This is a genomic window from Herbaspirillum robiniae, assembly GCF_002213415.1.
Lineage (GTDB): Bacteria > Pseudomonadota > Gammaproteobacteria > Burkholderiales > Burkholderiaceae_D > Herbaspirillum > Herbaspirillum robiniae.
In genome coordinates, this window is record NZ_NJGU01000001.1 from 918,145 (window position 1) to 944,005 (window position 25,861).

The window sequence follows — 25,861 nt, forward strand, 5'->3', positions numbered from 1 at the left end:
CGTGCGCGCGGCCGCGAGCGCCCTGCTCTGCTTCGCCGCGTTTTCCACGGCGGCTCATGCCGCCGTCACGGTCAAAGACGATCTCGGCAACGAGATCACATTGCAGCAACCTGCGCGCCGCATCGTCAGCCTGGCGCCGCACGTCACCGAACTGCTGTACGCGGCCGGCGCGGGCGACCGGCTGGTCGGCGCCAGCAACTTCAGCGACTATCCCGCGGCCGCCGCCAAACTGCCCTCCGTCGGCAGCTTCGCCGCGCTCGACCTGGAACGCGTGCTGAGCCTCAAACCCGACCTCATCGTCGGCTGGCACAGCGGCAACAAGCCCTCGCAACTGGCGCGCCTGCGCGAGTTCGGCATCCCCGTCTATGAAAGCCAGCCGGCCGATTTCGGCATGATCGCCGATGCGCTGGAAAAGCTGTCCCGCCTGGCCGGCACCGACGCCGCGGGCAAGGCCGCCGCTGGCGACTTCCGCGTCCGCTGGCAGGCACTGCAAGCGCGCTACCAGGGTCGCGCGGAAGTCAGCGTGTTCTACCAGATCTGGAGCCAGCCGCTGATGACCCTGAACGGCCAGCACATGGTATCGGCCGTGCTGCGGCTATGCGGTGGACGCAATATTTTCGCCGGCCTGCCGCAGCTGGCGCCCACCGTCAATATCGAAGCCGTGCTGGCGGCCGACCCGCAGGTGATCCTGGCCCCGGGCGACGCCCGCGATCGCCCGCTGGAACGCTGGCGCGACTATCCGGCGCTGCGCGCGGTGCGCCAGAACCAGCTCCATACCGTGAACGCCGACTGGCTCAATCGCGCCGGACCGCGGGTCCTGGATGCGGCCGGAGAAGTGTGCGGCCTGCTGGATCAGGCCCGCTCCGTGAAATAACACCCACCTCCTGGCGCTCACCGTCGACTACAACCCATCGCTTCGACACGCTGTTCATGCGGGAGGCGCGCTCTTTACAGGCGGCCGTCCGCGATCGCCAATCGCGGACGGACTACCAAAGAAAAAATCCCTCGCAACGGAGGGATTTTTTGTTCGTAACGCCATGGAAGATGCTCAGAAGCGATACTTCATGCCCACGCCGATCAGGTTCAGGCCGCCATCCGACGCTGCCACCTTTTGCATGCGGGTGTACGCGACATTGACGCTGGCGTTGGGCGACAGGTCGAACTCATAACCCGCGCCCAGCAGATAGCCGCTGCCCGAGTCCGAAAACGTCCAGCGGCGCACCACGGTGTTGCCGGCGCGCGAAGAGCCGCTGGCCGAGCGAGTCGAATGATGCCAACCGGCCTTCAGGAAAATGCCGTTGTCGAATTTGTAGAGTCCCGACAAGTCGAAGCCCTTGGCGCTGACGGTGCTGCTATGCGTCTGGCCCATGCTGCGGCCTTCGATCTTGAAGTCGCCGGTGCTGAAGTAACCTGCCTCCAGCGCCCAGTTGGGGGTGAACTGATAGCCGACCGAACCGCGCAGGAAACCGGTGTTGGTGCGTTGGGAGGTCGAGCTGGACAAGGAGTTGTCCTTTGCCGTATTGGCTAAGCCGCCGTCAATGCCAACATAAACGCCGGATTGCTGCTTGGTCATCTGCGCGGACGCGGAACCGGCCAACAACAGGCCTGCAACCAGAAATGCAAAGTTTTTCATAGTGTCGTGGAAAAGATTGATGAAATGATGCGAACAGATCCGCCGTCGGCTGGCGCCTTCGCAAGATCAGGACTTCCTGTCGCATGCTGGCGAAAGGCTAGAGGGTCCAGGAAGCCGGAGCGGATCATAGGGGGCGACAGGCCTTGCCGGGAGGCGCCGCAATCTGATTCCATCAACTTTCCACGGACTTCAATAAGGTGGCGAAAAGTTCACAATAGAACGCCGCAAGGAATTCAATTCAGTTGGGGGAGAAACACTCATTCAGAGAATTTTCTGCCGGGTGGTTGGAGCAAATTTCGCCAGAAACCACTGCCCGCCGTGCCACGCGACGCGAGCAACGTCGCGCCACACAGCGATCAACAGAGACCGGCGTGGATAGGATGCCCCGGGGACATGGCGAAAAAAAAAATCCCTCTGCGAACAGAGGGATTTTTCGTTTCGATCGCGTACTGAAATCAGAACTTGTACTTGATGCCGGCCGAGAACATGTTGGCCTTGTTGTCGCTCTCGCCGCCCAGCTTTTCGTAGCGGGTGTAGCCCAGGCGCGCGCCCAGGTTCTGCGAGAAGGCGAACTCGTAGCCCAGGCCGAACAGGTAGCCGGTGCCGGAGACGGAGCTGCCGACGGTAGCCACGGGTGTGCCGTTCTGGCGCGCGGTGGCGCTGCCCGACACCTTGGAGTGGGTGGCGCCCGCTTTCAGATACAGACCGGGGACGAACTCCGTAAATTTGTAGATCACCGACAGATCTGCGCCCTTGGCATCGATCTTGGCGTCATAGGTCGCGGTGCTGCCATTGACGGTGCCGGCTTGCTTGAAGTCGTCGGTAGCAAAGTAGCCGAGTTCCAACGCCAGGTTCTTGGTGAACTGGTAACCGATCATCGTGCGCAGTGCGGCAACGTCGGTGGTTTCGGAGGTCTTGCGGGTACCGCCTGGTGGCGTGATCGAATTGACGCTGACGTAAGCGCCTTCCAGGCCGACATACACGCCGCTGTCAGCCGTTTGTGCAAAAGCCGAACCTGCAGCCATCATGGCCGCGATGAACACTGCATTTTTCTTCATTCTTATGATCCCTAGAGATTGTCAGTTTTTTGTCAGGGGTTTTCCCCGGCCGTGATTATATCGGCGGATGAGAAAACGTAAATATGCGTAAAGTCATTTGCGTAACTTTCCGCTTCATTGCATGCAAAAAAGCAACAACGGGGATCGATGATCGGCAAATTCGCCAACGCCGCAAACCGGCAATGGCGATAGCGGGATGTCAGAGCGCGTCGGCCACGAAGAGCGGCAACGCGCCCTCCCCGACCAGCCGGAAACGGCAGCCGAAGGCCTCGCCCAGCGGTTCCGGCAACATCGTCTGCGCCGTCGTCCCGGCGCGATGGCCGGCCTCGCCCAGCAAGAGGACGTGCGTGGCGAAACGGCGCGCGAGATTGATGTCGTGGCAGCTGGCGACCACGGCCTTGCCACCCGCCGCCAGGTCGCGCAGCAATTGCATGATCTGCAGTTGCGCGGCGATGTCCTGATGCGAGGTCGGTTCGTCCAGCAGGTACAGCTCGGGATCCTGGGCCAGCAAGGTGGCCAGCGCGACGCGCTGGCGCTCGCCGCCTGACAGCTTGAGGAGATCAGCCGCGGCAAGCTGCGCCAGTCCGACGCGTTGCAGCGCCGCCAGTGCGAGCCGGCGGTCCTCGCCCTCTTGCGCCCAGCCGCCGCCGCGGGCGAAACGCCCGGCCATCACGGCATCCGCCACCGGCATGGAGAAGGCGTCGTGCTGGTGCTGCAGCAAGAGCCCGCGCAGCAGCGCCAGCCGTACCGGCGAGAGCGACGACAAGGGCGCGCCGCCCAGCCGGAAAGCGCCATCCGAGGCCGCAAGCAGACCCGCCGCCGCATGCAGCAGGCTGCTCTTGCCCACGCCATTGCGCCCCAGCACGCACCAGAACTCGCCGGCGCCCACCTGCCAATCCAGGCCTTGCAGCAAGGTGCGCCCGGAGACGCGCAACTCCAGCGCCTGCGCTTGCAGCAAGGTGCCGCCGGCGCTCATACCCGGCTCCTTGAGAGCAGCCACAGGAACACCGGCACGCCGACCAGCGCGGTGATCACGCCGACCGGCAGCTGCACCGGCGCCACCAGGGTGCGCGCGGCCAGGTCGGCCAGCGCCAGCCCGGCGCCGCCGGCGAACATGCTGGCCGGCAGCAGCAGGCGCTGGTCGTTGCCCACCAGCAGGCGCAAGGCGTGCGGCACCACCAGGCCGACGAAACCTATCGTGCCGGCCATGGCAACCGCAGTGGCGGTGGCCAGCGAGGCCACGCACAAGGTCATCACGCGCAGGCGCAACACCGGCACGCCCAGCAATTGCGCAAAGCCCTCGCCGCGCGCCAGCAGGTTCAGCGACGGCGCGTAACGCAGGGCCCACGGCAGCGCCAGCAGCAATACCACGCCGGCCAGCGGCAGCAGACGCGCATCGTCGAGGTCGCCGATCAGCCAGAACACCATGCCGCGCAGCTGCGAATCGGGCGCCACCGACAAAGCCAGCGAGATCAGCGCGCCGAATCCGGCGGCCAGCATCACGCCGGTCAGCAGCAGGCGCTGGCTGGAGAGCAAAGGAGAAATGGACAGTTCACGCAACGGCCGGCGCACCAGCCCGAACAGCAGCAGCACCGCGATCGCCGCGCCCAGCAAGGCCCCCGGCGCCGTGACCACGCGCACGGAGATACCGAACTGCAGCGCCGCCAGCATCGACAGCAAGGCGCCGGCGGCCGAGCCGCCCGACAGGCCCAGCACGTAAGGATCGGCCAGCGGATTGCGCAGCAGCACCTGCATCAGCGCGCCGGCCAGCGCCAGCAAGGCGCCCACGACAAAGGCGGTCAGCGCGCGCGGCACGCGCAGCGACAGCATCAGGGAAACGGTATCGGCCGGCGCCGACGGCCGCAGGCATCCGGTGCTGCCGCACAGCGAGGCCGCCGCCAGTGCGAGCACGGACAGCAGCAGCAAGGCGGACAGCAGCCAGAAGTAGCGGCGCATCGGCGGTATCGTTGGTATCGGCAAGATCGGCAAACGGATCGGTTCAAGAGGGCGTGATCAGAAATCGTAGCGGGCGGTGAATTTTACCTCCCGGCCGTTTTCCGGATAGATGCCCGACACCGCGCCGCCGGCGCAATCGTAGGCCTGCGAGTAGTACTTGCGGTCGGCCAGGTTGGTGCCGGCCACGGCAAACTCCCAAGCGGAGACGCGCACCGCGTAGCGCGCGTCGATGGCGGTATAGGACGGCATCTTCGCGCAGCTGTTGCTGAAGTCGTTGCCCATGCGCTGGCGATCCACCCAGCGCAGGCCGGCGTCGGCGCTGTGCTTGCCGGACTTCCAGTTGATCCGCGTGGACAGCGTGTTCTTCGGCACCAGCGCCAGCTGCTTGCCGCTGTTGGCGCCGTCACTGAATTGGGCGTCGATGTGCTGCCATGTCGCGTTCAGCAGCACGCTCTCGGACACGCGCAGGCTGCCCTCCAGCTCCACGCCCCGGTGGCGGGTGGGATCGAGGTTGCCGTTGGCGCCGAAGCCGAAGTTGGCGGTCGGGTCGTAGTAGAGCTCGTCGCGCACATTGTGGCGGAACCAGCGCAGGGTCAACTGGCGCTCGGCCTGCCCCAGCGTGGCGCCGAACTCCAGGTCATGCGATACCTGGGGCTTGAGCAACTGGCCGCGGGGCAAGGCGGTACCACCGTTCTCGTCCGGCGTGGCCAGGCGGTAGCTCTGCCCGGCCTTGGCGAAGGCGCGCAGCATGCGCAGCGGCGCGTAGCTGGCCTGCAGGTCCCAGGCGTTGACCGCGCTCTGGCGACCGTAGGCGCCCGACGCGCTGCTCTGGTTGAAGATTTCGCGGCGCACGCCGGCGGCGACGCGGGCGTTCCTGTCGAACTCGATTTCGTCCCGCAGGTACAAGGCCTTGGAGCGCTGGGCGGCGTCGCTGTTGCCGTAGCTGGCGTTGGTGGCGCTGCTCCATTCGCCCAGGTCGATGCCGGCGATCAGCTCGTTCTTCACCGCGCCGGCCTGCAGCACGTGGCGCACGCGCGGCGAGAACTGCGTGCTGCGGATGTTGGCCACGGAGCGCGACGCGGTGCTGAGGTAATTGCCGCGCAGGATCTTCTCGCGATGCGACAGTTCGGCGGCCACGTCGACGGCGCCGAAGCGGCGCTCCAGGAAGGCGGTCACGGTATCGTTGTCGTAGGAGCCGTTGTCCAGCGGCTTGGTGCTCTGGCGCGCATTGGCCTGGTACTGCGCCTGGGTCAGGCTGCCCGGCAGGCCGTAGTCGGCGCGCGCGATATTGGCGCGCAGGCCGAAACGCCAGTCGCTGGCGAACCACTGCACCGTGGTGCTGAAATTCTCCTGGTTGGACTTGCCGTTGTCGCGATAACCGTCGGCATGCGATTTGGCATAGCTGGCGTCGATCGACATGTTGTCCCAGCCGCGCGCGACGAAGGCGCGTCCGGCGCGCTGGCCGTCACTGCCGACTTCACCGACGAGCGAGCCATGGCCGGCATTGGCCTGCGGGCGCCTGGTGATGATCTGGATAGTGCCGCCGGTGGCGCCGGCGCCATACAACACGCTGCTGCCGCCGCGCACGATCTCGATGCGCTCGATGGTCTCGATCGGGATCGACGACAGCAACGGCGTGGTCAGCTCGTTTTCAGAAATGCGCACGCCGTCCACCAGCACCACCATGTTCAGGTCGCCGTTGGTGCCGAAGCCGCGCAGGTCCAGCGGAAAATCGTTGGGGCCGGCCGAGCTTTGACGCCCGTACACGCCGCCCAGCTTGCGGATGGCCTCGTTGGCGTCGGCGATGCCGGCGTCGCGGATCTGCTCGGCGCTGATGACGGTGGCCGCCACCGGCGGGAACGCCGGATCATTGGGAAAACGCGAGGCGGAGACCACCACCGGCGCCAGCTGGCCGCCGGCGGCGTCCGTGGTTTGGCTGGCCTGGGCTTGCGCCGTGATATGGCTGCCCGCGGCCAGCGCGGACAAGGTGAAGATGGCCGCGCGCATGGGCGAGGGCTGGCCGGCGACGCGGCGGGCGCGCAAAGTGTTTGGCTTCATGAGATGGCTGACAATGAGGTTTTCCGGCCAGCCTCCCCGCGGGCCGGATTGCACGGAAGCCCTGCGGGCTTCCCCCCGTCCTGGCCGGTATCCGGGCTTCAGGCGTCTCCATCGGCCTTCCCATGCGCGGCGCGCGCCGCGGGCACAGTGGCTGGGGGATGGATGGCCGGCAAGACGGAACGAAACGTATCGACGCCGGCGCCTGATTACCGTTGCGGGGGCAGCACACGTTGGCCCGGCATCGGCATGCGGCGGGCATGCAAACTGCTAATGGGGCGTGTTTCCCGTTTAACTGCCGGCGAGGACACGCCGGCGGGCACCAAAACGGCGCAATTGTATGCGTGACAAGGCCGCCTCACAAGCTTGCGGCGGAATCGATGATGAAAATCAAGACAAGCAATGCAAGATGATTGCTTTTGAGCAAAAGCTCGTTAGAATTCGAACCACGTCGCAAAAATAAACGGGAAACCGTGATCCGGGGCCAAGGGGTGGCTCGCCGGAAAATGGGAACAAATGGGGGATTTCACTCGCTGTTTGGCCGATAGGAAGGCCAAAGCGGCCCCTATACTCAGCCCAACGGCATGGTAGGCCATCACGGGCTTCACCCGCGCGGGCCGGCCTTGCCGCGAATCGATGTCGTGGCCCATGGCCTTCAGACTCCGGCCGGACGCGCCGATATTGCCTCTCAGGGGGCAAGTCGCCGCGCCCTGCGGAACGACTCATTGGATCCGCCGGAACGGGCAACTTAGCGCAGAGCAATGCACCAAAATTGTAGGGAGAATCAGTAATCATGAGCGACGACGTTGATCTGGAAGCATTGTTTGACGAGATTTCCTCGCAGACGCTGCCGGCAGTAACTGCCGGGGCGGATGCGCCTGCCGCTGCCGAAGCGGCATCGGCCGAGGCTGAGGACCAGTCGGAAAAACCGATGTACGAACGCCTGGGCGGCATCGTGCGCCTGTTGCACGACTCGATGCGCGAACTGGGGTATGACCGTTCGCTGACCGACGTCGCCACGCAGATCGGCGACGCCCAGAACCGCCTGGAGCATGTCGCCACCCTGACCGAACAGGCAGCCAACAAGGTACTCAACGCACTGGACTCGGGCATGCCCGCGCAGGACCGGTTGCAAGAGCAGGCAAAGAACATCAATGACCGCTGGGCCAGGCTGTATGCCGGCCAGATGAACATCGACGAATTCAAGCAGCTGGCCGGCGACTCGCAAAAGTTTTCCGCCTCCGTGGTCGAGTCGACCGAGGCGGAAAAGGCCCGCATGCTGGAAATCATGATGGCCCAGGACTTCCAGGACATCACCGGCCAGCTGATCAAGAAGATCGTCGGCATCACCGCCACCGCCGAGCGCGAACTGGCGCAGTTGCTGCGCGACAATGCGCCGGCGGAAGTGCGGGCGCAGATCGAAGCGGAGAAACCGGTTTCCCTGATGAACGGCCCTGCCTCGCCCGGTACGGCCATGGGTCAGAATGACGTGGACGACTTACTCGATAGCCTGGGGTTCTAATGGATGACGAAATGCTCAAGGATTTTGTCGTTGAAGCGTTGGAGCTTGCTACCAACGTGGAAGAGCATCTGCTGACGCTCGAACGACATCCTGACGACCTGGAGATCCTGAACGCGGTTTTCCGCGCATTCCACACCATCAAGGGCGGCGCCGGTTTCGTCAACCTGCCCGCCATGGTGTCGGCATGCCACCTCACGGAAAACCTGTTCGACGCGCTGCGCACCGGCAAGGCGCCGGTCACGCCGCTGGCGATCGAAGCCGCGCTGCAGGCCAGCGGCTTCGTGGCCGACCAGTTGAATGAGCTTTCCAATGGCGCCGCGCCCGACAGCCTGGCGTCCATGCCGCCCGAACTGGAAAATATCCTGACCCAGGCCATCGAAGGCAAGACCGAGGCAGCCGCCGCGCCAGCTGCCGCAGCAGCGCCGGCAGCCGCACCGGTGGCCGCCCCGGCCGTGGCCTCGGGCGCCGGCGCAGCGCCCAACGGCGCCAGCGTGATGAAGGACGGCCAGCTGGATTGGGAATCGATGTACCAGGCGGTGACAGGCATCGGCGCATCCGCGCCTGCCGCAGCCGCCACGGCCAGCCCGGCCGCAGCAGAAGCCGCTCCCGCAGCGGCCGCAGCCGCGCCGGAAGCGGCTGCCGAGGCCCGCGCCCCGGCCAGCGGCGCGCCCGCCTCGCAGCATAATCGCCGCGCCTCGGACGCCGCCAAGGAAGAAAGCATCCGTATCGACGCCGGCAAGCTCGACGCGCTGCTGGAAGTGGCCGGCGAGTCGGTGCAGGCCGCCAACCAGGCCGCCGTGCTGCTGGAGAAGCTGCAGCAGTTCAAGTTCGAAGGCACCGCCGCCGCGCTGATGTCGACGCTGGCCGAAACCCTGGGCCGCGCCTCGCGCTACTCCAGCGAACTGCAGCGCGCGACGCTGTCGACCCGCATGCAGCCGGTGGGCCGCCTGTTCCAGAAATTCCCGCGACTGGTGCGCGAACTGGCCAAGGACCTCGGCAAGGATGTCGACCTGGTCATCACCGGCGCCGAAACCGAAGTCGACCGCGTGGTGGTGGACAGCCTCTACGACCCGCTGGTCCACATGCTGCGCAACTCGCTGGACCACGGCATCGAAGTGGACCGCGCCGCCGCCGGCAAGCCGAACAAATCGACCATCTCCCTGCACGCCTGGCAAGCCGGCAGCAGCGTCATGATCGAAGTGTTCGACGACGGCAAGGGCATGGATCCCGACATGCTGCGCAACAAGGCGCTGGCCAAGGGCCTGATCAACGAGCACCAGGCGCTGACCACCGACGAGGCGCTGCAGCTGGTGTTCCTGCCGGGCTTCTCGACCAAGGAAGTGGCCTCCAGCGTGTCCGGCCGCGGCGTCGGCATGGACGTGGTGAAGACCGCCGTGGAAAAGCACCGCGGCACCATCCGCATCGACTCCACCATCGGCAAGGGCACCAAGTTCTCGATCCGCCTGCCCATCGAACTGTCGATCATCCCGACCATGCTGGTGCGCTGTGCCGGCGCGCCGCTGGCCCTGCCGATGGCGGTGGTCGAGCGCGTGGTCGAGCTGCCGGAAACCTTCGACGAAGTCGGCGGCGCTCCGGTGCTGCGCGACCAGGGTCGTCCGCTGCCGGTCAACTCGCTGGCCGGCGTACTGGGCTATGAACCCGGCAACGAGCGCGTGGGCATCGTCATGGCCGTGCCCCACCCCTACATCCTGGGCGTGGAATCGGTCGAAGGCACGGCCGACCTGGTGATCAAGCCGCTGACCGCGATCCATACCAACGGCATCACCGGTACGGCGCGTTCGGCCGAAGGCGAACTGGTGCTGGTGGTTGGCCTGTCCTTCCTGCTGGACGGCTGCCGCGACACCGAGCGTTCGGCGGTGGCGCAAGTCTGAGCCGCAACCGAGCTTCAGGGCCAGAAAAAAACGGCCGGGTCTTCGCAGACCCGGCCGTTTTTCATTACCTCTTATTGCCTCTTATTGCCTCTTCCTGATGAGCGCCGCCGTTCAGTCGAACAGGTCGCCCTGGCGATAGACGCGCTTGGCGCGCCTGGGCTGTGCCGGCGTATCGGACTCACCCTGCTCCGGCGCGGCCGGCAAAGGCGATTCGACCACCTGCGGCTGCGGCTCCAACGCCTGTAGCGGCGCCGATTGCTCCTCCATAGTTGCTGGCCGGCTGTCGGGAGCGGCATGCTGTGCCTTGTCCAGCGGCGCCTGCACGCCATGCTTGCGCCGTTGGCGTGGTCTGGGAGCGGCTGCAGGAGTGGCGACTTGCGCTTCAGCCGCGACAGGCTGGGCCTCTTCGGGCAAGGCATTGAGCGCCTGCGCAGGCAGGGTCTCGACCGGCGCCGCAACGGCCTCCTGAGCCGGCGCATCCTGTGGCTCCTGCATCGGCGGAGTCGACGTCCATGCTTCCTTCGGCGCCTCTTCGGCCGGCGCAGCAGCTGTAGTCGCCGCCTGCGGTTCGACTTGCGGCACGACTGCAGTCGTCTGCAGCGCCGACTGTGGAACAACCGCCGCCTCGGTCACGTGCGCATGCACAGGCTCCAGCTCCGCAACCGGTGCGGCCGCATGGGCTGCATGGGCTGCCTGCGCCTGCTGCGGCGGGGCCTGGGAAGCATGGTGCGCATGGGCGTAACGCTCGGACAAGGCCTCATACAGCGGCGGCGCGAAGAAGCGCGACACCCGGCTGGCCAGCAAGGCGGTCGCCATCAGCGAAATCACCAGCGCGTGGCCGTTGACCATCTCCATCACGATCACGAATGACGTGATCGGCGACTGCGTCACCGCCGCCAGGTAGCCGACCATGGCCAGCGCGATCAGGATCTGCGGCGAGATGTCGCCGAACAGCATGTGCAGCAGGTTGCCGAAGCCGGCGCCGATGGACAGCGAAGGCGCGAAGATGCCGCCCGGCATGCCCGGCAGGTAGGAGCCCACCATCGACGCCATCTTGGCCAGCGGGTACATGCCCGAGAGCTCCTGCTGTCCGGTCAACAGGCCTCGGGCCTCGGCGTAACCGCTGCCGTAGGTGGCGCCGCCGGCGGCGATGCCGATCACCGCCACGGCCAACCCGCACAGCGCGCCGAACGCTACCGGACGGCGGGCGCGCAGCTCCAGCAGCGGCGACGGAATCCATTTGGGCATGTTCAGCAGCAGCCAGCAGAAGAAGCCGCCGGCGCCGCCCATCAGCAGGCCGCACAGGATGACCGAGACGATCACGTTGCGCGCGCTGTCGACGCTGGCGGTGAGCGTGCCGAAATAGGTGTAGTTGCCGGTCAGCCCCAGGGCCACCACGCCGGCGAAGATGATGGTGGTGATCACCACCCCGCTGGCGCGCTGCTCGAAGCTGCGCGACAGCTCCTCGATGGCGAACACGATGCCGGCCAGCGGCGTATTGAAGGCGGCGGCAAGACCTGCCGCGGCGCCGGCCAGGATCAGGCGTTTTTCAAGGATGGCGCTGGGACGCGGATAAAAGCGCCGCATGTTGTACATCAGCGCCGCGCCGACCTGCACCGTCGGACCTTCGCGCCCGATGGTGAAGCCGCCCAGGATGGCCAGGAAGGACAAGGCGATCTTGCCGGCGACGATGCGCAGCGTCAGCAGCGCGGCGGCCAGCCGGGTGGTGCGCTCGCCCTGCTCGCCCAGCGAGGCGATCACCTGCGGGATGCCGCTGCCCTCCGAGCCGGGAAAATAACGTCGCGTGGCCCAGACGCACAGCGCGCCCACCGCCGGCATGAGCACCAGCGGGAACAGCCGGTAGTCGCCCTGCATGTCACGAAACAGCTCGAAGCCGTAGTCGATCAGGCGCGCATACAGCACCGCCACCAGGCCGGTGATCACCGCGCCGCTCCAGAGGATCCCGTATTGCAGCCACAGGCGGCGCACCTGGCGCCGGGTGTGGCCATGCAGGCCGGCCAGCATCTTTCTCATCGGTATCCTCCCCGACGCCCGGCCGGGCCGAGTTCTTTACAGCACATACATTTCCCCGTCTTGTTTCCCGGTGTTGACAGCCGATTACGGCTGATTACAGCTCATACATGTCTTTTTCGCCTTCCATCACCTGGGCGATCAGCTTGCGGTTCAGCGTCGGCGTCAGCAGCTCGATGAAGGTATAGACGTAGCCGCGCAGGTAGGCGCCCTGCTTCAGGGCCACGCGCGAGACGTTGGTGCCGAACAGGTGCCCTGCCGGGATCGAGCGCAGGCCGCGGTCGCGCTCGGCGTCGAAGGCGATGCCGGCGATGATGCCCACGCCCATGCCCAGCTCCACATAGGTCTTGATGACGTCGGCGTCGATCGCCTCCAGCACCACGTCGGGCTTCAGGTGGCGCAGCTGGAAGGCATGGTCGATCTTGCTGCGGCCGCTGAAGGCGGAGTCGTAGGTGATCAGCGGATAGGCCGCGATCTCTTCCAGCGTCAGGCTCTTGGATTGCAGCAGCGGATGATCGGGCGGCACCACCACCACATGCTCCCACTGGTAGCACGGCAGCGAAACCAGCCCTTCGCCGGAGGCCAGCGCCTCGGTGGCGATGGCGATGTCGGCCTGGTCGTTGCGCACCATCTCGGTGATCTGCTTGGGATTGCCTTGCAGCAAGGACAGGTGCACTTTCGGAAACTTCTGGGTGAAAGCCTGCACTACCTTGGGCAAGGCGTAGCGCGCCTGGGTGTGGGTGGTGGCGATGGTGAAGCTGCCGCTGTCGTGGGCGGCGAATTCCTTGCCGATGCGCTTCAAGCCATCGACCTCCTGCATGATCAGCTCGACCGAGCGCAGCACCGCGCGGCCCGGTTCGGTCAGGCCGCGGATGCGCTTGCCATGGCGGGTGAAGATATCGACGCCGAGCTCTTCCTCCAGCTCGATGATGGCCTTGGACACGCCCGGCTGCGAGGTGTACAGCGCCTTGGCGGCTTCGGTCAGGTTGAAATTCTGGCGTACCGCCTCGCGCACGAAACGGAATTGATGAAGATTCATGGAAATCCCTCGGTTCTACATTCCGTAGAGCAGGCCGGCGCGACGACGCTGGGTCAATCGGCGGCCTCATTTGCATATGCCAAAGGCGTATATAAGCAAATAAATACTATGTAGTTTGGTTTGAAACATAAGTTTATTACGATTCGCTGACTAATGGGCGAGGTGTTATGACTGTTTCTTATGTAGTAAGCGGATTTGCCGTAGGACTGCTGGTCGGGCTGACCGGCGTCGGCGGCGGCTCGCTCATGACGCCCCTGCTCACCTTGCTGTTCGGCATCCACCCCAGCGTGGCGGTGGGCACCGACCTGGCCTTCGCCTCGGCCACCAAGACCGCCGGCACCTTCGCCCACCGTTTCAAGGGCACCGTGCGCTGGGACGTGGTCAGCCGCCTCTCCTACGGCGCCTTGCCGGCCGCCCTGGTGACCACGCTGCTGCTGAAGCATTTCGGCGCCGTCAGCGAAGGCATCAGCCTGGTGATCCGTTATTCCATCGCCGTCTCGGTGCTGCTGACCGTGGTTGCGCTGCTGTTTCGCAAGCGCATGCAGAACTGGCTCAATGCCCACCCCGACCGCCAGCTGCAGGGCGCGACCCTGCGCAACGCCACCATCGCCGCCGGCGCCGTGCTGGGCACGCTGGTCACGATTTCTTCGATCGGCGCGGGCGCCGTGGGCGCCACCCTGCTGGTGCTGCTCTACCCGCGTCTGACCCCGGCCGAGATCGCCGGCACCGACATCGCCTACGCGGTGCCGCTGACCGCCATCGCGGCCTTCGGACACTGGTGGCTGGGTTCGATAAACTGGGAACTGCTGGCAACCCTGCTGTTGGGTTCCTTGCCCGGCATCACCATCGGCTCGCTGGCCGCACGGGCGGTGCCGGAGAAATTCTTGCGCGGCCTGCTGGCCATTACGCTGACGAGCGTTGCCGTAAAGCTGATTTGGTAGGCTGATTTTTAAAACAGGGCGTCGCCTGCGGGAGCGCCCATAAGACGTTAACAGGGACCACAAGATGTACCGCTATGACCAATACGATCATCTGATCGTCAAAGAGCGAGTCGCACAATACCGAGACCAGGTGCGCCGGCGCCTGTCGGACGAGCTGCACGAGGATGAATTCCGCATCCTGCGCCTGCAGAACGGCCTGTACCTGCAGCGCCATGCGTACATGCTGCGCATCGCCATCCCTTACGGCATGCTGGCCTCCAACCAGTTGCGCAAGTTCGCCGAGATCGCCGTCAAGAACGACCGCGGCTACGGCCACTTCACCACCCGCCAGAACATCCAGTTCAACTGGATCAAGCTGGAAGAATCCCCCGACATCCTGGCCGAACTGGCCAGCGTCGAGATGCACGCCATCCAGACCTCGGGCAACTGCATCCGCAACACCACCTCCGACGAGCTGGCCGGCGTGGCCGCCGACGAGATCGTCGACCCGCGCCCGTACGCCGAACTGATCCGCGAGTGGAGCACCTTCCACCCCGAGTTCGCCTACCTGCCGCGCAAGTTCAAGATCGCCATCAGCGGCGCCAAGGAAGACCGCGCCGCCACCGCCGTGCACGACATCGGCCTGCACGTGGTGAAGAACGAGGCCGGCGAAGTGGGCTTCCGCGTGCTGGTGGGCGGCGGCATGGGCCGCACGCCTATCCTGGGCAGCGTGATCCGCGAGTTCCTGCCGTGGAAGGACGCCATGTCCTACCTGGAAGCGATCCTGCGCGTGTACAACCAGTACGGCCGCCGCGACAACATCTACAAGGCCCGCATCAAGATCCTTGTCAAGGCCATCGGCCCCGAGGAGTTCGCGCGCCAGGTCGAAGCCGAATGGCTGGAGATCAAGGACGGTCCCTCCACCCTGACCGAAGAAGAACTGCAGCGCGTGGCGCAGTACTTCGTGCCGCCGGCCTATGAAACCCTGCCGGCCGTGGACGCCGAGTTCGAACGCCTGAAGGCGGAAGACCGCGGCTTTGCCAACTGGCTGCAGCGCAACGTCAAGGCGCACAAGGTGCCGGGCTACGCCGCCGTGATCCTGTCGCTGAAGAAACCGGGCGTGCCGCCGGGCGACATCACCGCCGACCAGATGCTGTTCGTCGCCGACCTGGCCGACAAGTACAGCTTCGGCGAACTGCGCGTGACGCACGAGCAGAACCTGGTGCTGGCCGACGTCAAGCAGTCCGAGCTGCACACGCTGTGGAAGCTGGCCAAGTCGCACGGCCTGGCCACGCCCAACATCGGCCTGCTGACCGACATCATCTGCTGCCCCGGCGGCGACTTCTGCTCGCTGGCCAACGCCAAGTCGATCCCGATCGCCCAGGCCATTGCCGAGAAGTTCGAAGACATCGACTACCAGCACGACATCGGCGACATCGAACTCAACATCTCCGGCTGCATCAACGCCTGCGGCCACCACCACGTCGGCAACATCGGCGTGCTGGGCGTGGACAAGGACGGTTCGGAGTGGTACCAGGTCTCTCTGGGCGGCGCCCAGGGCAATACCTCGTCGATCGGCAAGATCATCGGCCCGTCGTTCTCGGCGCAGCAGATGCCCACCGTGATCGACCGCCTGCTGCAGGTGTACGTGAAGCAGCGCACCGAGGACGAGCTCTTCATCGACACCGTGCGCCGCATCGGCGTCACCCCGTTCAAGGAATTCGTTTACGCAACGCCGATCGCATCGTCGGCCGACTATGTCGCAGGAGAAGACGCCAATGCCTGAAATCATCAAGAACAAGTCCGTCGTCGCCGACGACTGGACCGTGCTGCGCCTGGCTGAAGGCGAGACCGCCGAGACCGCCGTCGTCCCCGAAGGCAAGACCATCGTGCCGCTGAAGGTGTGGAAGGCCCAGCGCGAGGCGTTGAAGTCGCGCGCCGAGCTGGGCGTGTGGTTCGCCAGCGACGAGCGTCCGGAAGAGCTCAAGGGTGAGCTGGACAGCTTCAAGGTCATCGCCGTGGACTTCCCCAAGTTCGCCGACGGCCGCGGCTACTCCATCGCCTACAACCTGCGCGCGCGCCTGGGCTATACCGGCGAGCTGCGGGCGGTGGGCGATGTGCTGCGCGACCAGCTGTTCTACATGCAGCGCGTGGGCTTCGACGCCTTCGCGGTGCGCGCCGACAAGAACATCCACGACGCAGTGAAGGGCCTGACCGACTTCTCCGAGAAGTACCAGACCTCGTGGGACGAGAAGAACCCGCTGTTCCGCCGCGTCAAGCGCGAAGCGGTGCAAACGGCGGACTGAAGCAATCGCCGGCGGCTCGCGCCGCCGGCCGCATCGAAGAAAAGGCAACATCATGTCGAATCAGGCTTTGCAGGATCTCATCGCAAAAACCCAGGCGACGCTGGAACGCATCGCGGCCGAATACGCCCCCGCCGCACTGGCCTCGAGCCTGGCGGCCGAAGACATGGTGCTGACCGACCTGATCCTGCGCGGCAAGCTGCAGGACAGGATCGGCATCTTCACGCTGGAAACCGGCCGCCTGCACAAGGAGACCGTGGGCATGCTGGACCGTATCCGCGAGACCTACGACTACGAGGTCACGCCCTATCGTCCGCAACCTGAAGCGGTCGAGGCCTACGTGAAGAACCACGGCCTGAACGCCTTCTACGACAGCGTCGAGCTGCGCAAGCAATGCTGCGGCATCCGCAAGATGGAGCCGCTGAACCGCGCGCTGCAGGGCAAGGCCTCCTGGGTCACCGGCCAGCGCCGCGCGCAGTCGGTCACCCGCGCCGAGTTGCATGTGCAGGAGCACGATGCGGCGCACGGCATGGAGAAGTTCAACCCGCTGGCCGACTGGTCGGAGCAGGACGTGTGGGACTACATCCGCGCCAACGACGTGCCCTACAACCCGCTGCACGACCAGGGCTATCCGTCCATCGGCTGCGAGCCCTGTACCCGCGCCATCCAGCCCGGCGAGGACATCCGCGCCGGCCGCTGGTGGTGGGAGAACCCGGATTCCAAGGAATGCGGCCTGCACGTGGTGGACGGCAAGCTGGTGCGCATCAAGTCGCACGCCCCGGCCTGAGCCCCGCGCCCGCAGCGGCGCAAGAGACAATCAAACAACGCAACAACAAGCAAGCATCGGAAGATCGGAAGGCCCGGCATGAACACTGCGGTAGACAAACTCTTTTTGGACAACGCCAGCAACCGTCACCTGGACTGGCTGGAATCGGAAGCGATCCACATCATGCGCGAGGTCGCGGCCGAGTGCAGCAACCCCGCCCTGCTGTTCTCCGGCGGCAAGGACTCGGTGGTGCTGCTGCGCATCGCCGAGAAGGCCTTCCGTCCCGGCAAGTTCCCGTTCCCGCTGGTGCACATCGACACCGGCCACAACTTTGCCGAAGTGATCGAGTTCCGCGACCGCCGCGCGAGCGAGCTGGGCGAACGCCTGGTGGTGCGCTCGGTGGAAGACTCGATTGCGCGCGGCACCGTGCGCCTGCGCAACCCGCTGACCGATTCGCGCAACGCCGCCCAGGCGGTGACGCTGCTGGAGACCATCGAGGAATTCAAGTTCGACGCCTGTATCGGCGGCGCGCGACGCGACGAAGAGAAGGCGCGCGCCAAGGAACGCATCTTCTCCTTCCGCGACGAGTTCGGCCAGTGGAACCCCAAGGCCCAGCGTCCCGAGCTGTGGGACCTCTATAACACCCGCGTGCACCCGGGCGAGAACATGCGCGTGTTCCCGATCTCCAACTGGACCGAGCTCGACGTGTGGCAATACATCGCCCGCGAGAACCTGGCCCTGCCCTCGATCTACTTCGCCCACGAGCGCGAAGTGATCCCGCGCAACGGCCTGCTGGTGCCGCTGACCGACCTGACCCCGGCGCGCGAAGGCGAGACCGTGGAAAAGCAGATCGTGCGCTTTCGCACCGTCGGCGACATCTCCTGCACCTGCCCGGTGGCTTCCGATGCGTCCTCGGTGGAAGCCATCATCGCCGAGACCGCAGTGACCCAGATTACCGAGCGCGGCGCCACCCGCATGGACGACCAGACGTCCGAAGCCTCGATGGAAAAACGCAAGAAGGAAGGATATTTCTGATGAACGCCGCCGTGACACAAGAACAATTGGCCAACGCTTCCTCCTCGCAACCGCATGAACGCGGCCTGCTGCGCTTCATCACCGCCGGCTCGGTGGACGACGGCAAGAGCACGCTGATCGGCCGCCTGCTGTTCGACAGCAAGGGCATCTTCGCCGACCAGCTGGACGCCATCTCGCGCGCCAAGCACAAGCGCACCGTGGGCGACACGGTCGACCTGTCCCTGCTCACCGACGGCCTGGAAGCCGAGCGCGAGCAAGGCATCACCATCGACGTGGCCTACCGCTACTTCGCCACGCCCAAGCGCAAGTTCATCATCGCCGACACCCCGGGCCACGAGCAGTACACCCGCAACATGGTGACCGGCGCCTCGACCGCCGACGCCGTGATCATCCTGGTGGACGTGTCCAAGGTGAAGTTCGGCGACGACGGCAGCGTGGAGCTGCTGACCCAGACCAAGCGCCACTCGACCATCGCCCACCTGCTGCAGATCGAGCACGTGATCGTGGCCGTCAACAAGATGGACCTGGTGGACTATGACGAGAAGGTCTACACCCGCATCGTCGCCGCCTACCAGCAGTTCGCGCAGCAGCTGGGCCTGAAGGACGTGCACGCGATCCCGCTGTCGGCGCTGGCCGGCGACAACGTGGTGACCGAAAGCCCGAAGATGCCCTGGTACAAGGGCCCGACGCTGATCGAGCTGCTGGAGTCGCTGTCGGTCTACGAGGACGCGCACGAAGAGCCGTTCCGCTTCCCGGTGCAGCTGGTGGCGCGCCACAACGGCCACGAAGCCAACGACTTCCGCGGCTACATGGGCCGCATCGAGGCCGGCCGCGTCAGCCGCGGCGACAAGCTGGTGGTGCTGCCGGGCGGCCACAGCGCCACCGTCAAGGATATCCAGACCCTGGACGGCTCGCTGGAATCGGCCTCGGCCGGCCAGTCGGTCACCATCCTGCTGGACGAATACATCGACATCTCGCGCGGCGACCTGCTGGCCGCCGCCGACAAGGCGCCCACGGCGCTGAAGTCGGTCACCGCCGACGTCTGCTGGCTGTCCGAAGACGCGCTGGATCCGCGCCGCAAGTACTGGCTCAAGCACACCACCAAGCAGGTGGCCGCGCGCGTGGCCAAGGTCGACACCTTGCTGGACATCAACACCCAGGAGCGTCGTGCGGCCGATACGTTGAAGCTCAACGACATCGCCCGCGTGAGCATCAACGTGCAGGCCCCGATCGCCGCCGACGCCTACCAGGACATCCGCGCCACCGGCGCCTTCATCCTGATCGACGAAGTGACGCACCAGACGGTGGCCGCTGGTATGATTCGGATCGACTGAATTTTCCCCGATCCGAACACATACCAAGGCCATGGCCACCGATCCGGCAGCTCCCTCTTCTCCTGACCACTCCCCCGCACCGAGCCCGGAACATCCGGGCCGGGTGTGGCTGGTCGGCGCCGGTCCTGGCGCCGCCGACCTTCTCACCGTGCGCGGCGCGCGCATCCTGGCCGAAGCCGACGCCGTGCTGCACGACGCGCTAGTGACGCAAGACATCCTCGATCTGTGCCCGCAGGCGGTGAAGATTCCGGTCGGAAAACGCAGCGGCCAGCGCTCCACCGCCCAGCCGGTGATCAACGAGAAGCTGGTGCAGGCCGCGCAGCAATACCGCCGCGTGGTGCGCCTCAAAGGCGGCGACCCGATGCTGTTCGGCCGCGCCGACGAAGAAATGCGCGCGCTGGAAGAACACAATATCCCCTACGAAGTGGTGCCCGGCATCACCGCCGCGCTGGCCGCCGCGGCCTCGGCCAAAAAGCCGCTGACCCGCCGCGGCATCGCGCGCAGCGTGTCGCTGTTTACCTCCAGCACCGCGCCGGACCAGCCCAATGAAGTGATCATGCCCAACGGCGATACGCTGGTGCAGTACATGGGCGGCCGCGAGGCGACCGCGACCGCGCGCCGCCTGCTGGAGCTGGGCTATGCGCCGGACACGCCGGTGGTGGTGGTGGAAAATTGCAGCCGCCCCGACGAGCGCGTGTATCACCTGCAGCTTGCCGGCCTGGAGCCGGGGCTGGAAGCCTGCAGCGGCCCCGTGCTGGTGATGATCGGGCCGGCGCTGGCGGATCGGGACTGAGCCGCCGGCGTGTTCTTCGATACGCCATCAAAAGAACCAACAGGAACACTCTCCCATGCACCTGCTGCACGACTCCAACGCCCCCGCCGCCGATCCCATCGACTTCGACGCCTTCCTCAAGGTCGACATCCGCATCGGCACCATCGTCGCGGCCGAAGCCTTTCCCGAGGCGCGCAAGCCGGCCTTCAAGCTGAAGATCGATTTCGGCCAGGGCATCGGCGTGCGCCAGAGCAGCGCGCAGATCACCGCGCATTACGCGCTGGAAGCATTGGTGGGACGCCAGGTGGCGGCCGTGGTGAATTTCCCGCCGCGCCAGATCGGCAAGTTCATGTCGGAAGTATTGACGCTGGGCTTCCCGGACGCGACCGGCGAGGTGGTGCTGTTCAAACCCGACCAGGCCGTGCCCAACGGCGCACGCCTGTTCTGACGCATCCGCGCTCGCGCGCGTCAGTGTCAATGCCAGTGCAGGATACGCGCCAGGTAGTCGAAGAACAGGCAATACAGCGCGATCGGCAGCGGCAGGCCGATCAGCGTGCCCAGCAGGTAATCGCGAAAGCGCACGCCTGACAGCGCCAGCACATAGTTCACCGTCGGCATGGTCTGGCACAGCACGCGCAGCGTGGAGATGCTGGAGACCGGATGCGTGTCCAGCCGGTGCAGTATCTTCACCACCCAACGGTTGTGGATGACGCGCAAGGCGTCGCCGCCGATGGCGCGGATGAAGAAGTAAGTCAGGCAGCATGACAATACCGCGGCCGCATAGGTCGCCACCCCGCCCCACACTTTCCCCAGTGAAAACACCGCCCCGGCCAGGAAGATCCAGCCCGGGATGTGCAGCAGGTTGCCCAGGCAGAACAGCGCGATGTAGAGCGCCAGCCCGCTGTAGAGGTTGGCCTCCAGCGCGTCGTGCAGGTAGTCCGCGCTCAGGTTGCGACGCAGCCCGCTCCATTCGAAGAGCGCCAGCACCAAACCCAGGAACAGCACGAGATAGAAGATGCGCCGGTAGCGCCGCATTTGTCACTTCCGCAAGCCCGCGCGCGGCACCATGCCACGCGGCGATACAGGTCTGACAGGCGATACGGGGAGCGGTTCAGGTGCGCACAGCGGCAACGCAATAGGCGGCGATGGCCTGCAGCACGGCCTCGTCTTCGCCGGCGGCCGGCACCGCGTCGATGCGCACCTGCGGATGAGCCTGGCGCAGCTGCTCCAGCAGTTGCGGCAGGTCGCGCCGCACATGGCCGCCCTGGCCCAGGAAGACCGGGACGACGGTGATGCGCTGCGCGCCCGCGGCGATTTCCAGCGCGGCGGCCTCGGGCAGGCCGGGCTGCATCAGTTCAAGGAAAGCCAGCCGCACGCCGGCGCCGGGCATGGCGGCCTGCGCCAGCGCGCGCAGCCGCTCGAACGGCGCGGCCCAGGCCGGATCGCGCGCGCCGTGGGCGAACAGGATCAGGCTGTGGACAGAAGTGGAAGACATGGATATCGACGCCGGACGTCAGTTGCGCTCGACCCACCACAGCGCGCCCACCGCCAGCACCATGAACAGCAGGCTGGGCAGCGCCGCGGTGATGAAGGCCGGCCAGGTGTTGAGCAGGCCCAGGTGCGAGAAGAGACTGTTGATGAGCTGGAAGCACACGCCGATCATGATGCCGGTGAAGATCTTCAGGCTCACCCCGCCAGCGCGGAAATGCAGGTAGGCGAACGGCAGCGCCAGCGCCATCATCACGAAGATGGACAGCGGGTAGACGATCTTCTTCCAGAACGCGATCTCGTAGCGGTCGGTGCGCTGGTTGTTGGCTTCCAGGTGCTTGGTGTAGGCGCGCAGGTCATAGGCCGACATGCGATCCGGATCGGCGAACAGCACCGACAGGATTTCCGGCGTCACCTCCGAGGTCAGCTTGACCTCGCCCAGCCTGACGGTCTTGACCGGCTCGGTGATCTTGCGCTCCTTGCCGCCGGTGAAATCGGACTGCGTCACCTCCGACAGCGTCCATTGATGGTTGCCCTGGTACACGCCGGACTTGGCCGTCACCATGCGCGCCATGTGGAAATCGTTGTCCAGTTCGTACAGCCTCACGCCCTCGATGCGGCCGTCCGGCTGCACCGCCTGGATGTTGATGAAGCGGCTGCCGGTGACGTTGCCTTCCAGGCCGTTGTCCTTGATCACGTCCTTGGCCCACATGCCCGAGCGGAACTGCGACGACAGCGAAGCGCCCTGCGCCTGCAGCTTGAGCTTCTCGGCCCATTCGGTGGCCTTGGGAGCGATCAGCTCGCCGAACAGGATGGTCAGCACCGCAAAGCCGATGCCGATGCGCGCCAGCACCTTGGCCGCCATGCCGGTGGACATGCTGGACACGCGCATGATGGTGAATTCGGAACGCGCCGCCAGCTGCGACAGCGTATAGATGGTGCCGATCAGCACCGCCGTGGGCATGAGCTCATAGACGTTGCCGGGCAAACCCATCACCACGTACAGCACCGCCTGCTGCAGCTTGTAGCCGTTGCGCCCGACCTGCTCCAGCTGGCCCATCATCTCGAAGAAGGCGAACAGCGCCAGGAAGGCGGCCAGCGCAAACAGCACCGAGCGGGTGATCTCGGCGGTGAAATAGCGTTGTATGACTTTCATTTCAGGCCTCGCGCTTGAACGTCAGGGCGCGGCGCACGGCCGACCACAATCGGGAAGGATGATAGCGGCTGTTGATGTTGAGCCGCAGCGCGAACATGCCGACGATCAGCAGCCCCACCACCACGTGCACCGGCCACCAGGCCAGCATGAAGGACGTGCGTCCCTGCGCCACCGATGCCTGGAACACCGACACCGTGTTGCTGTAGACCACGAACAGCAGTAGCGCCACCAGCAGGCCCAGCGAACGGCCGGCGCGCGGGTTGACGAAGGACAGCGGGATGGCCAGCAACATCAGTCCCAGCCCCATCAGCGGCAGCGCAATGCGCCACAGCAGTTCGCCGCGGGCGAAGCCGTCGTTCTTGGCGATCAGTTCGCCCATCTGCAGCGCGCGCGCCGAGCGGTCGCCGGCGGCAGTTTGTGACTGGTTGCCGATCAGCAGCCCGTAGCGTTCGAAATCGACCATCTGGAAATCCGGCAGGCTGGGCGCGCCGTCATAGCGACGGCCCTTGTTCATGACCACGAACTTCTCGCCGTCGGGGTCGACCACGGTCTCGCCTTCCTTGGCCACCACCACGCTGTTCTTGCCGTCGGTGTTGATGGTGGAGACGAAGATGTTGCGCACCTTGGAAGCGTCGCCGGAAATGCCCTCGACGAAGAAGATGCGGTTGGCGCTGGCCGACTCCTGGAACTTGCCGGGCGACACGCGCGCGATGTCCTCGCGCTTTTCGAAGCGCTCGCGGTACTCGCTGCTCTGCTGGTTGGCCCACGGGGTGACCACGAAGGACAGCGCCGCGATCAGCACCACGATGGGCCAGCCGAAGGACAGCACCGGCTTGATCCAGCGCGACAGCGACAGGCCCGAGGTGAACCAGACCACGATCTCGGACTCCTGGTAGCTGCGGGTCATCACCAGCAGCACGGAAATGAAACCGGTCAGGATCAGGATCACCGGCATGTAGTTCAGCGACTGGAAGCCGATCAGGGCGATCACGTCCTGCGACGCGACCTGGCCGCCTGCGGCCTGGCCGAGGATCTTGATCAGCATCACGGTCAGGGTGATGGTGAACAGCGTGGTGAAGACGGCGCCTGCGGTGCTCGTCAATTCGCGTCGTAGTGCGCGCTGGAAAATCATGCGAAGGCTGGAATTTGTCTAATCGTTGGGCACTGAAGCCGGAGCGTCCTGTCCGGGTTGCCCGTTAGGCGGAACTCTCACGCGCGTCGCGTTGAAATGAGTTCTATAATCGCCGGGTAAATCATACAAAGGACGAACGATGGACTTTAGCACAAAAACATTGGACGCAAAAACCGCCGTAACCGCCGTCAAGACTGGCGCACTGGTTGTCGGCATCTATGAAAACCGCAAGCTTTCCAAGGCTGCGGGCGCGCTCGACAAGCTGGGCGCGATCAGCGCCGCGCTGAAGTCCGGCGACATTTCCGGCAAGGCGGGCTCGACCCTGCTGCTGCGCGGCGTGACCGGCATCGCCGCCGAACGCATCGTGCTGCTGGGCCTGGGCGCCGAAGAAGAGATTTCCGACAAGAGCTTCAACGCCGCCGCGCAGTCGCTGGTGCGCACCCTGGCCACCCTGGGTTGCGACGACGCAGCGCTGGCCCTGCCCTTCGACGGCGTCAAGGGCCGCGACCTGGCCTGGGCCGTGCGCAGCGTGGTGCTGGCCGGCCGCGACGCCATCTATCGCTCCGACATCCTCAAGAGCAAGAAGGACCCGGTCCCCACCGGCGTGAAGAAGATTGCCTTCCTGACATCGGCCGCCAACGGCCCCGCCGCCAAGGCCGCCCTGGCCGAAGCCGTGGCGCTGGCCAACGGCATGGCGCTGACCAAGGACCTGGGCAACCTGCCGGGCAACGTCTGCACCCCGACCTACCTGGCCAACACCGCCAAGAAGCTGGCCAAGCAATTCAAGCTGGGCGTGGAAGTGCTGGACCGCAAGCAGCTCGAAGCGCTGAAGATGGGCAGCTTCCTGTCGGTCACCAACGGCAGCGACCAGCCGCCCAAGTTCATCGTCCTGAAGCACATGGGCGGCAAGTCCAAGGATGCGCCGGTGGTGCTGGTGGGCAAGGGCATCACCTTCGACACCGGCGGCATCTCGCTCAAGCCGGGCCTGAACATGGACGAGATGAAGTACGACATGTGCGGCGCCGCCTCGGTGCTGGGCACCTTCCGCACCATCGCCGAACTGGGCATCAAGCTCAACGTCATCGGCGTCATCCCGACCTGCGAAAACATGCCCTCCGGCCGCGCCACCAAGCCGGGCGACATCGTCACCTCGATGTCGGGCCAGACCATCGAAGTGCTCAACACCGACGCCGAAGGCCGCCTGATCCTGTGCGACGCGCTGACCTACGTGGAGCGCTTCAAGCCGGCCGCCGTGGTCGACATCGCCACCCTGACCGGCGCCTGCATCGTGGCCCTGGGCCATCACAACTCGGGCCTGTTCACGCGCGAAGACGACGCCCACGACAAGCTGGCCGGCGAACTGCTGGCGGCCGGCCGCGAAACCGGCGACACCGCCTGGCGCATGCCGATCCAGGACATCTACCAGGAACAGCTGAAGTCCAACTTCGCCGACATCGCCAACATCGGCGGCCAGCCGGCCGGCAGCGTGACCGCGGCCTGCTTCCTGGAACGCTTCACCCGCAAATACACCTGGGCCCACCTGGACATCGCCGGCACCGCGTGGAAGAGCGGCGCGGCCAAGGGCGCCACCGGACGTCCGGTGCCCCTGCTGACCGCCTGGCTGCTGAACCAGGCGCGCGGCAAGTCGGCCCGTTCGTAAGCGTACGGGCGCGGCGATGCGTGAAACCTGCCTTTCTTCACGCCATCGCGCGCCGCAAGCTGCAAGCGCAGAAAAGCCGCCGCATCGCCGGCGGCTTTTTTGCGCCCCG

23 protein-coding genes and 1 riboswitch are annotated in these 25,861 nt (G+C 65.6%); of the genes, 12 read left to right on the forward strand and 11 right to left on the reverse strand.

Annotated elements, in window-relative coordinates; genetic code table 11:
* The first annotated feature begins 1 nt into the window (after position 1).
* A complete protein-coding gene (locus tag CEJ42_RS04060) occupies positions 2-874 on the forward strand; it encodes a cobalamin-binding protein (RefSeq protein ID WP_088750082.1) in 873 nt (290 codons plus the stop codon).
* Positions 875-1,048: 174 nt separating this feature from the next.
* On the opposite strand, the gene CEJ42_RS04065 is transcribed toward CEJ42_RS04060, so the two are convergent.
* The 5 genes from CEJ42_RS04065 to CEJ42_RS04085 all read right to left on the reverse strand — a co-directional run bounded on the left by CEJ42_RS04065 (position 1,049) and on the right by CEJ42_RS04085 (position 6,654).
* Complete coding sequence (locus CEJ42_RS04065; protein ID WP_079215550.1) at positions 1,049-1,633, reverse strand: outer membrane beta-barrel protein; 585 nt, start codon at positions 1,631-1,633, stop codon at positions 1,049-1,051.
* 455 nt (positions 1,634-2,088) lie between these two features.
* Complete coding sequence (locus CEJ42_RS04070) at positions 2,089-2,691, reverse strand: porin family protein (protein ID WP_088750083.1); 603 nt, start codon at positions 2,689-2,691, stop codon at positions 2,089-2,091.
* A gap of 199 nt (positions 2,692-2,890) precedes the next feature.
* Complete coding sequence (locus CEJ42_RS04075; protein WP_088750084.1) at positions 2,891-3,667, reverse strand: ABC transporter ATP-binding protein; 777 nt, start codon at positions 3,665-3,667, stop codon at positions 2,891-2,893.
* Positions 3,664-4,647, reverse strand: a complete 984-nt coding sequence (locus CEJ42_RS04080) for a FecCD family ABC transporter permease (RefSeq protein WP_207760381.1) — start codon at positions 4,645-4,647, stop codon at positions 3,664-3,666. The genes CEJ42_RS04075 and CEJ42_RS04080 overlap by 4 nt, the downstream gene beginning before the upstream one ends.
* A 57-nt stretch (positions 4,648-4,704) precedes the next feature.
* Complete coding sequence (locus tag CEJ42_RS04085; protein WP_088750227.1) at positions 4,705-6,654, reverse strand: TonB-dependent receptor family protein; 1,950 nt, start codon at positions 6,652-6,654, stop codon at positions 4,705-4,707.
* Positions 6,655-6,770: 116 nt separating this feature from the next.
* A riboswitch (cobalamin riboswitch) is annotated at positions 6,771-7,044 on the reverse strand.
* Between the two features lie 451 nt (positions 7,045-7,495).
* On the opposite strand from CEJ42_RS04085, the gene CEJ42_RS04095 reads away from it, so the two are divergent.
* Together CEJ42_RS04095 and CEJ42_RS04100 are read left to right on the forward strand one after the other, a co-directional pair.
* Positions 7,496-8,224, forward strand: coding sequence for a protein phosphatase CheZ (locus CEJ42_RS04095; RefSeq protein ID WP_088750086.1), 729 nt, complete (start codon positions 7,496-7,498; stop codon positions 8,222-8,224).
* Positions 8,224-10,116 carry a chemotaxis protein CheA gene (locus CEJ42_RS04100; RefSeq protein ID WP_088750087.1) on the forward strand — a complete coding sequence of 631 codons (1,893 nt, stop codon included), beginning with the start codon at positions 8,224-8,226 and terminating at the stop codon, positions 10,114-10,116. Before CEJ42_RS04095 ends, CEJ42_RS04100 begins: the two co-directional genes overlap by 1 nt.
* Positions 10,117-10,227: 111 nt before the next feature.
* Here CEJ42_RS04100 and CEJ42_RS04105 read toward each other — a convergent pair whose 3' ends face one another.
* Both CEJ42_RS04105 and CEJ42_RS04110 read right to left on the reverse strand, forming a co-directional pair.
* Positions 10,228-12,150 carry a chloride channel protein gene (locus CEJ42_RS04105; RefSeq protein WP_088750088.1) on the reverse strand — a complete coding sequence of 641 codons (1,923 nt, stop codon included), beginning with the start codon at positions 12,148-12,150 and terminating at the stop codon, positions 10,228-10,230.
* A 94-nt stretch (positions 12,151-12,244) separates the two neighbouring features.
* Entirely contained in the window at positions 12,245-13,186 is a 942-nt protein-coding gene (locus CEJ42_RS04110) for a CysB family HTH-type transcriptional regulator (RefSeq protein WP_079215557.1), read from the reverse strand.
* 167 nt (positions 13,187-13,353) lie between these two features.
* Between CEJ42_RS04110 and CEJ42_RS04115 the strand changes: the two genes are divergently transcribed.
* The 8 genes from CEJ42_RS04115 (at position 13,354) to CEJ42_RS04150 (ending at position 20,764) form a co-directional block, all read left to right on the forward strand.
* On the forward strand, positions 13,354-14,127 hold the full coding sequence (locus CEJ42_RS04115) for a sulfite exporter TauE/SafE family protein (protein WP_079215558.1): 774 nt from the start codon (positions 13,354-13,356) through the stop codon (positions 14,125-14,127).
* Between the two features lie 64 nt (positions 14,128-14,191).
* The gene (locus tag CEJ42_RS04120; protein WP_079215559.1) at positions 14,192-15,892 is read left to right on the forward strand and encodes a nitrite/sulfite reductase; all 1,701 of its coding nucleotides are present in this window, start codon (positions 14,192-14,194) and stop codon (positions 15,890-15,892) included.
* A complete protein-coding gene (locus CEJ42_RS04125) occupies positions 15,885-16,412 on the forward strand; it encodes a DUF934 domain-containing protein (RefSeq protein WP_079215560.1) in 528 nt (175 codons plus the stop codon). Before CEJ42_RS04120 ends, CEJ42_RS04125 begins: the two co-directional genes overlap by 8 nt.
* 52 nt (positions 16,413-16,464) lie before the next feature.
* Positions 16,465-17,196: a phosphoadenylyl-sulfate reductase gene (locus CEJ42_RS04130; RefSeq protein ID WP_079215561.1), complete on the forward strand. Its 732-nt coding sequence runs from the start codon at positions 16,465-16,467 to the stop codon at positions 17,194-17,196.
* A gap of 78 nt (positions 17,197-17,274) precedes the next feature.
* Positions 17,275-18,210: a sulfate adenylyltransferase subunit CysD gene (gene cysD, locus CEJ42_RS04135; RefSeq protein ID WP_088750089.1), complete on the forward strand. Its 936-nt coding sequence runs from the start codon at positions 17,275-17,277 to the stop codon at positions 18,208-18,210.
* Complete coding sequence (locus tag CEJ42_RS04140; protein WP_079215563.1) at positions 18,210-19,544, forward strand: sulfate adenylyltransferase subunit 1; 1,335 nt, start codon at positions 18,210-18,212, stop codon at positions 19,542-19,544. Before cysD ends, CEJ42_RS04140 begins: the two co-directional genes overlap by 1 nt.
* A gap of 31 nt (positions 19,545-19,575) precedes the next feature.
* Entirely contained in the window at positions 19,576-20,337 is a 762-nt protein-coding gene (gene cobA, locus CEJ42_RS04145; protein ID WP_088750090.1) for a uroporphyrinogen-III C-methyltransferase, read from the forward strand.
* Positions 20,338-20,392: 55 nt separating this feature from the next.
* The gene (locus CEJ42_RS04150; protein WP_088750091.1) at positions 20,393-20,764 is read left to right on the forward strand and encodes a tRNA-binding protein; all 372 of its coding nucleotides are present in this window, start codon (positions 20,393-20,395) and stop codon (positions 20,762-20,764) included.
* Between the two features lie 26 nt (positions 20,765-20,790).
* On the opposite strand, the gene CEJ42_RS04155 is transcribed toward CEJ42_RS04150, so the two are convergent.
* The 4 genes from CEJ42_RS04155 to lptF form a co-directional block, all read right to left on the reverse strand.
* Positions 20,791-21,351, reverse strand: coding sequence for a TVP38/TMEM64 family protein (locus tag CEJ42_RS04155; protein WP_088750092.1), 561 nt, complete (start codon positions 21,349-21,351; stop codon positions 20,791-20,793).
* A gap of 76 nt (positions 21,352-21,427) precedes the next feature.
* Positions 21,428-21,811 carry a sirohydrochlorin chelatase gene (locus tag CEJ42_RS04160; protein ID WP_079215567.1) on the reverse strand — a complete coding sequence of 128 codons (384 nt, stop codon included), beginning with the start codon at positions 21,809-21,811 and terminating at the stop codon, positions 21,428-21,430.
* A gap of 18 nt (positions 21,812-21,829) precedes the next feature.
* The gene (gene lptG, locus CEJ42_RS04165; protein WP_088750093.1) at positions 21,830-22,960 is read right to left on the reverse strand and encodes an LPS export ABC transporter permease LptG; all 1,131 of its coding nucleotides are present in this window, start codon (positions 22,958-22,960) and stop codon (positions 21,830-21,832) included.
* A 1-nt stretch (position 22,961) separates the two neighbouring features.
* Complete coding sequence (gene lptF, locus CEJ42_RS04170) at positions 22,962-24,092, reverse strand: LPS export ABC transporter permease LptF (protein ID WP_079215569.1); 1,131 nt, start codon at positions 24,090-24,092, stop codon at positions 22,962-22,964.
* Positions 24,093-24,231: 139 nt separating this feature from the next.
* On the opposite strand from lptF, the gene CEJ42_RS04175 reads away from it, so the two are divergent.
* Positions 24,232-25,752, forward strand: coding sequence for a leucyl aminopeptidase (locus CEJ42_RS04175; protein WP_088750094.1), 1,521 nt, complete (start codon positions 24,232-24,234; stop codon positions 25,750-25,752).
* The last annotated feature ends 109 nt before the right edge of the window (positions 25,753-25,861 follow it).

Coding starts and splice junctions, on each gene's coding strand:
- CEJ42_RS04125 (WP_079215560.1), top strand. CDS start 15,885: ATGCCTGAAATCATCAAGAACAAGTCCGTCGTCGCCGACGACTGGACC.
- CEJ42_RS04110 (WP_079215557.1), bottom strand. CDS start 13,186: ATGAATCTTCATCAATTCCGTTTCGTGCGCGAGGCGGTACGCCAGAAT.
- CEJ42_RS04105 (WP_088750088.1), bottom strand. CDS start 12,150: ATGAGAAAGATGCTGGCCGGCCTGCATGGCCACACCCGGCGCCAGGTG.
- CEJ42_RS04160 (WP_079215567.1), bottom strand. CDS start 21,811: ATGTCTTCCACTTCTGTCCACAGCCTGATCCTGTTCGCCCACGGCGCG.
- CEJ42_RS04095 (WP_088750086.1), top strand. CDS start 7,496: ATGAGCGACGACGTTGATCTGGAAGCATTGTTTGACGAGATTTCCTCG.
- CEJ42_RS04115 (WP_079215558.1), top strand. CDS start 13,354: ATGACTGTTTCTTATGTAGTAAGCGGATTTGCCGTAGGACTGCTGGTC.
- lptG (WP_088750093.1), bottom strand. CDS start 22,960: ATGAAAGTCATACAACGCTATTTCACCGCCGAGATCACCCGCTCGGTG.
- CEJ42_RS04065 (WP_079215550.1), bottom strand. CDS start 1,633: ATGAAAAACTTTGCATTTCTGGTTGCAGGCCTGTTGTTGGCCGGTTCC.
- CEJ42_RS04080 (WP_207760381.1), bottom strand. CDS start 4,647: ATGCGCCGCTACTTCTGGCTGCTGTCCGCCTTGCTGCTGCTGTCCGTG.
- CEJ42_RS04100 (WP_088750087.1), top strand. CDS start 8,224: ATGGATGACGAAATGCTCAAGGATTTTGTCGTTGAAGCGTTGGAGCTT.
- CEJ42_RS04155 (WP_088750092.1), bottom strand. CDS start 21,351: ATGCGGCGCTACCGGCGCATCTTCTATCTCGTGCTGTTCCTGGGTTTG.
- CEJ42_RS04140 (WP_079215563.1), top strand. CDS start 18,210: ATGAACGCCGCCGTGACACAAGAACAATTGGCCAACGCTTCCTCCTCG.
- CEJ42_RS04085 (WP_088750227.1), bottom strand. CDS start 6,654: ATGCGCGCGGCCATCTTCACCTTGTCCGCGCTGGCCGCGGGCAGCCAT.
- CEJ42_RS04130 (WP_079215561.1), top strand. CDS start 16,465: ATGTCGAATCAGGCTTTGCAGGATCTCATCGCAAAAACCCAGGCGACG.
- lptF (WP_079215569.1), bottom strand. CDS start 24,092: ATGATTTTCCAGCGCGCACTACGACGCGAATTGACGAGCACCGCAGGC.
- CEJ42_RS04070 (WP_088750083.1), bottom strand. CDS start 2,691: ATGAAGAAAAATGCAGTGTTCATCGCGGCCATGATGGCTGCAGGTTCG.
- cysD (WP_088750089.1), top strand. CDS start 17,275: ATGAACACTGCGGTAGACAAACTCTTTTTGGACAACGCCAGCAACCGT.
- CEJ42_RS04175 (WP_088750094.1), top strand. CDS start 24,232: ATGGACTTTAGCACAAAAACATTGGACGCAAAAACCGCCGTAACCGCC.
- CEJ42_RS04075 (WP_088750084.1), bottom strand. CDS start 3,667: ATGAGCGCCGGCGGCACCTTGCTGCAAGCGCAGGCGCTGGAGTTGCGC.
- CEJ42_RS04150 (WP_088750091.1), top strand. CDS start 20,393: ATGCACCTGCTGCACGACTCCAACGCCCCCGCCGCCGATCCCATCGAC.
- CEJ42_RS04120 (WP_079215559.1), top strand. CDS start 14,192: ATGTACCGCTATGACCAATACGATCATCTGATCGTCAAAGAGCGAGTC.
- cobA (WP_088750090.1), top strand. CDS start 19,576: ATGGCCACCGATCCGGCAGCTCCCTCTTCTCCTGACCACTCCCCCGCA.